At 58.7% G+C, this 339-nt stretch carries 1 protein-coding gene; it reads right to left on the minus strand.

The window, feature by feature from the left end; genetic code table 11:
- A partial coding sequence (locus tag EN852_RS37240; protein ID WP_246694540.1) for an ABC transporter substrate-binding protein occupies window positions 1-339 on the minus strand: 339 nt, incomplete at both ends.

Genomic DNA, 339 nt, shown 5'->3' on the forward strand with positions numbered 1-339 from the left:
CGTTGCCTTTTGAGAAATCAGTCGTGCCGTTCTGGACGATCATGAAATGATGCAGCGCCAGTATGGTCGGCAGGTCCGCATTCGGATCGGCAAGCGTGATTTCCACGGTCGACTTGTCTACCGCCTTGAAGCCGGTCATCTGCGCGGCGATCTTGGCGACCTTGGAGCCGACCGCTTTGTCCAGATGACGCTTCAGCGAGAAGACCACGTCGTCGGCGGTGAGGTCCTTGCCGTCATGGAAGGTGACGCCTCTGCGCAGCTTCACGGTCCAGGTCTTGGCGTCCTTTCTGTCGACGCTTTCAGCCAGCTCCATCTGCGTCTTGCCATCCTTGTGCACGT

Origin of the sequence: Mesorhizobium sp. M2E.F.Ca.ET.209.01.1.1, from assembly GCF_004010375.2 — a bacterium.
Classification (GTDB): Bacteria; Pseudomonadota; Alphaproteobacteria; order Rhizobiales; family Rhizobiaceae; genus Mesorhizobium.